The organism is Candidatus Stygibacter australis, from assembly GCA_030765845.1.
Taxonomy (GTDB): domain Bacteria; phylum Cloacimonadota; class Cloacimonadia; order Cloacimonadales; family TCS61; genus Stygibacter; species Stygibacter australis.
Genome location: JAVCDJ010000210.1, coordinates 1 through 5,106 on the forward strand (window position 1 = coordinate 1; position 5,106 = coordinate 5,106).

General features: G+C 36.9%; 6 protein-coding genes. 5 read left to right on the top strand and 1 reads right to left on the bottom strand.

Translation table 11 applies throughout. From position 1 onward, the window contains the following. Window positions 1-138 precede the first annotated feature (138 nt). Genes RAO94_10985 through RAO94_11005 form a run of 5 tightly spaced genes read left to right on the top strand, consistent with a single transcriptional unit; the run spans window position 139 to window position 4,513 of the window. A complete protein-coding gene (locus RAO94_10985) occupies window positions 139-561 on the top strand; it encodes a hypothetical protein (protein MDP8322864.1) in 423 nt (140 codons plus the stop codon). Continuing rightward, entirely contained in the window at window positions 558-1,214 is a 657-nt protein-coding gene (locus RAO94_10990; protein ID MDP8322865.1) for an ABC transporter ATP-binding protein, read from the top strand. Before RAO94_10985 ends, RAO94_10990 begins: the two co-directional genes overlap by 4 nt. Then, window positions 1,211-1,864 (top strand): ABC transporter ATP-binding protein, encoded by a 654-nt coding sequence (locus tag RAO94_10995; protein ID MDP8322866.1) that lies wholly within the window; start codon window positions 1,211-1,213, stop codon window positions 1,862-1,864. Before RAO94_10990 ends, RAO94_10995 begins: the two co-directional genes overlap by 4 nt. Further along, entirely contained in the window at window positions 1,864-3,777 is a 1,914-nt protein-coding gene (locus tag RAO94_11000) for a TonB-dependent receptor (protein ID MDP8322867.1), read from the top strand. The genes RAO94_10995 and RAO94_11000 overlap by 1 nt, the downstream gene beginning before the upstream one ends. Further along, window positions 3,758-4,513: an energy-coupling factor transporter transmembrane component T gene (locus RAO94_11005; protein MDP8322868.1), complete on the top strand. Its 756-nt coding sequence runs from the start codon at window positions 3,758-3,760 to the stop codon at window positions 4,511-4,513. Before RAO94_11000 ends, RAO94_11005 begins: the two co-directional genes overlap by 20 nt. 125 nt (window positions 4,514-4,638) lie before the next feature. On the opposite strand, the gene RAO94_11010 is transcribed toward RAO94_11005, so the two are convergent. Then, window positions 4,639-5,106: hypothetical protein (locus tag RAO94_11010; protein MDP8322869.1), on the bottom strand; the 468-nt coding region annotated here is incomplete at its 5' end.

The window sequence follows — 5,106 nt, forward strand, 5'->3', positions numbered from 1 at the left end:
ATTTTCTGGATTGATGAAAATCGTTTATAGTGATGGCACTGAAAGAAAGACATCGTTTGAACTTGAAAAATTTCACTTTGGCGGCTGCAAATTTTGGTATGATGATAAACAGATAACAAAACTATCTAAAGAGAAATTATGAAAAATATAATAATTGTCTTATTTGCTTTGATCATTGTGATGCTGGGACTTTCCTGGATAATTAATCGAGATAAAGTGCCATCAGAAGTATTATTAACAGTCACACTATCCGGGAAATCAATTGAAATAGGTGCTTTTCCAGAAGATGCTATTGAAATAGTGGAAACCGGACCGGGGAGATCAGAACAGGCGATAGCTGTTAAATATTTTCTGAAATCCTATCTGGAAGATAATAGCTGGAATAAACTTACTTTCATTTCGAGTGATAATGCTGAGCTTACTATTAACAGGAAAGAACTTGATTCTCTGTATCTTTCCTTGATCAGTAAGGAGGGGGAATCGTATTTGAGATTGATAATTCCATCCGATGCTTTTCATCAGCGCTGGCTGAAATATATCACTCAGATTGACTTAAAATGAAACTGCTGCAGGTAGAGGATCTTGGTTTTAAATATCCTGACCAAAAAGACTGGCTGTTTTCAGGGTTATCTTTTTCTATCGAATCGGGACAAATAATGGCACTCACAGGAGATAACGGTTCAGGGAAAACCACTTTGCTTTACATGCTGTCTGGCATCATTCCACGTCACCGGCAAGGGGAAATAAAAGGAGAGATAATTCTGGCAGATATTGATCACAAAAATGCAGCTCTGCCTGAACTTGCTGCCAATATTTCTTTGGTGATGCAGCAGCCTGAGGATCAGATATTTTTTCCAACCGTAGAGCAGGAACTGGCTTTTGCACCAGAAAATCTGTGCCTTAGTGTGGAAGAAATAAATTCGAGAATCGACCAGGTACTTAAACTTTTGAATATTGTAAAGCTAAGATTTGCTGATACTGATAAACTGTCATTTGGACAGCAAAAACTGGTAGCTTTGGCAGCTATTCATACATTGCAGCCCAAAATATTATTACTGGATGAAATCAGTGGTGGACTTGATGATGATAAATTAGCTGCTGTCTGTCAGCTTATCAGAGATTATACTGATTCTGGAAAGGCAGTTATCATCGCAGATCATTATCCCGGATTATTAAAAATGGCAGATATTACTTTAGATCTGAACTCAAAATGAATAATCTGATAACTCTGAAGAACTTTTCTTTTGCATTTTCTGAAAAGGACATTTTTCAGGAGATTGATCTTGAAATTCCTCTGGAAGGAGTCAGCCTGCTCTCAGGTGAAAATGGCTCAGGGAAATCCACATTTTGCAGATTACTGCTTGCTTTGCAGTCCGGCTATAAAGGTAAATTGCTTTTTAATGATCTTGAGATCGCTGGTACTGATACAGAATCAATTGCAGAAGAGATCATATATCTTAGACAATCTCCTTCTTTGAATTTGCTGGCAGCTACTTCTATGTTAGATTTGGGTATCTGGCAAGCTGGATTTGAGGTGAATAATATAGATGAAGCTGCAATTGAAAAAGCACTTAATTACTTTGATATGCTAAATTATAAAGATAAACCCGTGTGGGAACTTTCTGAAGGGCAGCGACAAAGAGTAGCACTTGCTGCACTGCTGCTGAACAAACAAAAAATATGGCTGCTGGATGAGCCTGCTGCAGGATTGGATAGCACCCGGCAGAGACAATTAAAAAAACTGATAATTGAGCAAAGCAAACAAAAAGGAATTTTGATCATCTCACACAGATATGACCTATTTGCTGACGTCTCAGAAAAAATATATGAAATTAAGGAAAAATCCATAAACTTAAGGAAATAATGAAAAATATACTATTTATTATTGTAATTATATATTGCTTCTCTATGTATGCTGCTGAACCTGACAGCCTGAAAGCACATCCTGAACCTAAATATCTACTCGAAGGAGCGAGTATTACAGCCGAAAAACCTACTCAGGCGATAGGGAAGATCGTAGTAAAAACCTTTGATGAGCGGGTTATCAATAGTGAAACCAATATTGCTGAAGCAGTGAATGATATTTCGGGGATAAATATTTCCAAGGGTGGCAAGAACAACTCAGAATTGAGCATCCGTGGCTTTGCGAAAGAAGATGTGATGATCATGATAGATGGCAGACCCATCGGAGGTGGTTATTTTGATGCCGTGGATCTATCCTCTCTGCCAGTGGCTGATATTAAGGAAATACAAGTGATAAAAGGTCCTGTATCTGCCCTATACGGCAGTAATACCATGGGTGGAGTGGTAAATATCATCTCTGCTACTCCTGATAATTCCGCCTGGCTGGAAGGCATCATGCAAATCCAGCGCAATAATACTAATCGTTTTCAACTCTCTTCATCACATAAATTTTGGAACTGGGATTACCTGGTCTCTTTTGCCAGGTATAATACTGATGGTTTCCCGCTCTCTGATGATTTTGTCCCCGTCACTTTGGAAAACGGTGGCATCAGAGATCATTCAGCCCAAAGACAATATGATCTGCAGGGGCGTGTAAATTATGATCTTTCTGATTTGCACCGTATTGGCATCTCTGCTTCCTATACCTGGATGGATGAACGTCAGATTCCAGTTGCTACTAATGAACTTTATAATCCCAATTATCCTCTGGATATTTTCCGCAAATTTGTGGATTGGAAAAGATACCAGGTTAGTTTCCAGAACGATCTTCAGATAGACTGGAATAAAACTTTGAATATGAACCTGTATTTTGATGGCTATGACGATATTTATCAAACCTTTAGGCAACCAGATGATACTGACCTTGATCTCAATTCCAGATTGCTTAGCTCTAATATCGGGACGATTAATAAATTTACACTCAAAATGAATAACTGGGATATCATCGCCGGCTACCGGGCTGAATATCAATCATATAAAAGAAAGGATAATGGAGATTATAAGGATTGGACTTCCAACTGGCAATTACTGCAAAATCCCTTTTGCCAGGTGGAAGTCAGGCTCAATGATTTTACGTTCTCTGCCGGTTCAGGGTTTTCTATCTTTCATCAGAATCACCGTAATAACTGGATTTACCACCTTGAACCCTCTTTAGGACTTTTCTATGAAACGAAAGGTTTTGCTCAGTATAACCTGGCGATATCTAATAACGTCAATTATCCTGGTATGCATGAACTCTTTTCTTCATCTTCCGGCAATCCAGACTTAAAAGAAGAAAGTGCCTGGAAATATGAACTTTCTACACTGCAACCATTTACGGTCGGTTCACTTGCCGGAAACCTGGATGTGGCTGTATTTTATAATGCCATAAATAATTTGGTTGATAAGGTATATTATGCTCATTATTCCCAATATGAAAATATTGAACAAGTGGATAGTTATGGATTGGAAGCAGCCTTCAAATGTAATTTCATTCTTGAGCATAATTTCCAGTATCGTTATTTACAATACACCGATAATAGCGATAGACCGCTTAATGAGAATCCGCAGAACATTGTAAATATCAATGAGAAGATCATGCTGCCTTATGATATATTCTTTGTATATGATGCTTCCTGGCATGATATTTCCCATAGTGATGATGAGATATTACCCGCCTATTGGCTGCATAATTTTTATCTGAATAGAACTTTTGCTAAATTCAAAGTAAAGCTCGGCATAGAAAACGCCTTTGATCAAAACTATCAGGAAAAATCAGGTTATCCTCAACCGGGCAGAGATATTATTCTGACCCTTGAAACAAGCATTTTGTAATATGAAATTCGTTCCTAATCTGCGTACCGTGATGGTTATTGTAATTTGCCTGACCGGAATTTCGGTTGCCTATCAGCAACCTAATGTGCAAATTACTCTACTGGCAATCACGATGGCTCTGCTCTTTATTCTGCGTCCATCAGCCAAGGCAAGAAAACAGCTTCTCATTCGTATTTCCAGACTTGGCAGGATCATTCTGGTGATCTTCATCTTCCAATTGCTTTTTCGCCGTAATGGAAATGTTATCTTTGAGTTCAGTTTACTGCGTATCACAGATATTGGCATTAATTATGCCCTCGCCTCCTCACTTCGCTTTTTCCTGATCATACTCGTTGCCGGATTATTGATGGATTATCCCTTTCAGGATTATCTGATAGCGCTTAACGCCTGGAAATTCCCATACGAGATCAGCTTTATAGTAGCAGCTACGATCCATTTTTTGCCAGTTTTTAAAAGGATTTTTGATAATAAAATGGAGACACTTGCCTTAAGAAATATTTCACTGAAGAAACTCACATTGCGTCAACGACTGGCTGCCTTCAAAATCCTTCTCATCCCCGTATTGGCAAATGCCATACATAATATTCAGAATCGGGCTATCTCCCTGGAATTAAGGGCTTTCCGACTACGTAAAACCCGAACTTATCTTCATCATAACAAACTTGCTTCAACAGATTTTGTGATGATTATCCTAACTCTAATATTAACAGTTATAACTCTATCAGTTCTTCAATAATTGATATTATCTTCTTGTTGCAATTCATTACTTAAAAACCTATAATAAATGAGCAATAAAATGGGTTGTACTAATCATGGAAATCTATGCTTTATATGAAGTTATTAATAAAAAAAGGATACGAATTAAATTAGGTTTAAATTTATAAATTCTAATAACAGTGGAATATTATTATATCTTTTAAGAGAATTAGTTTTTGCTTCTATAAAAGTCCAACTTTCTTTATACTTTTCAAAATAATTTATGCAAGTTAATTTCGGCAGGTAATTTTCAAGAAAAACTTCAACTGGCTCATATAGTGCTATGAGAAATTTTTCAACATTTTCAGTTTTACTTTCACCCGCTGGGTTAGGATCATCAAATAACACATGTTCAAGATTTCTTGAAAAATAATAGATTTGGTATTCGTACTGCTTTCTGATAATCGATGATTGACAGTTCATTATTTTGACATTTCTGCTCCGATTAAAATTTCGTATTTCAATATTCGTTTTCTGCTTAGAGCTGTTTACAGTGATATTTTCAAGATTGTAATAAGTCGAAACCTCTTGATTTGAATTAATGACAATATTAACATTGGAAATAAAACAACC

Bases quoted from the DNA above. Each gene is read 5' to 3' on its own strand.
- RAO94_10985 (MDP8322864.1), top strand. From the start codon at position 139: ATGAAAAATATAATAATTGTCTTATTTGCTTTGATCATTGTGATGCTG.
- RAO94_10990 (MDP8322865.1), top strand. From the start codon at position 558: ATGAAACTGCTGCAGGTAGAGGATCTTGGTTTTAAATATCCTGACCAA.
- RAO94_10995 (MDP8322866.1), top strand. From the start codon at position 1,211: ATGAATAATCTGATAACTCTGAAGAACTTTTCTTTTGCATTTTCTGAA.
- RAO94_11000 (MDP8322867.1), top strand. From the start codon at position 1,864: ATGAAAAATATACTATTTATTATTGTAATTATATATTGCTTCTCTATG.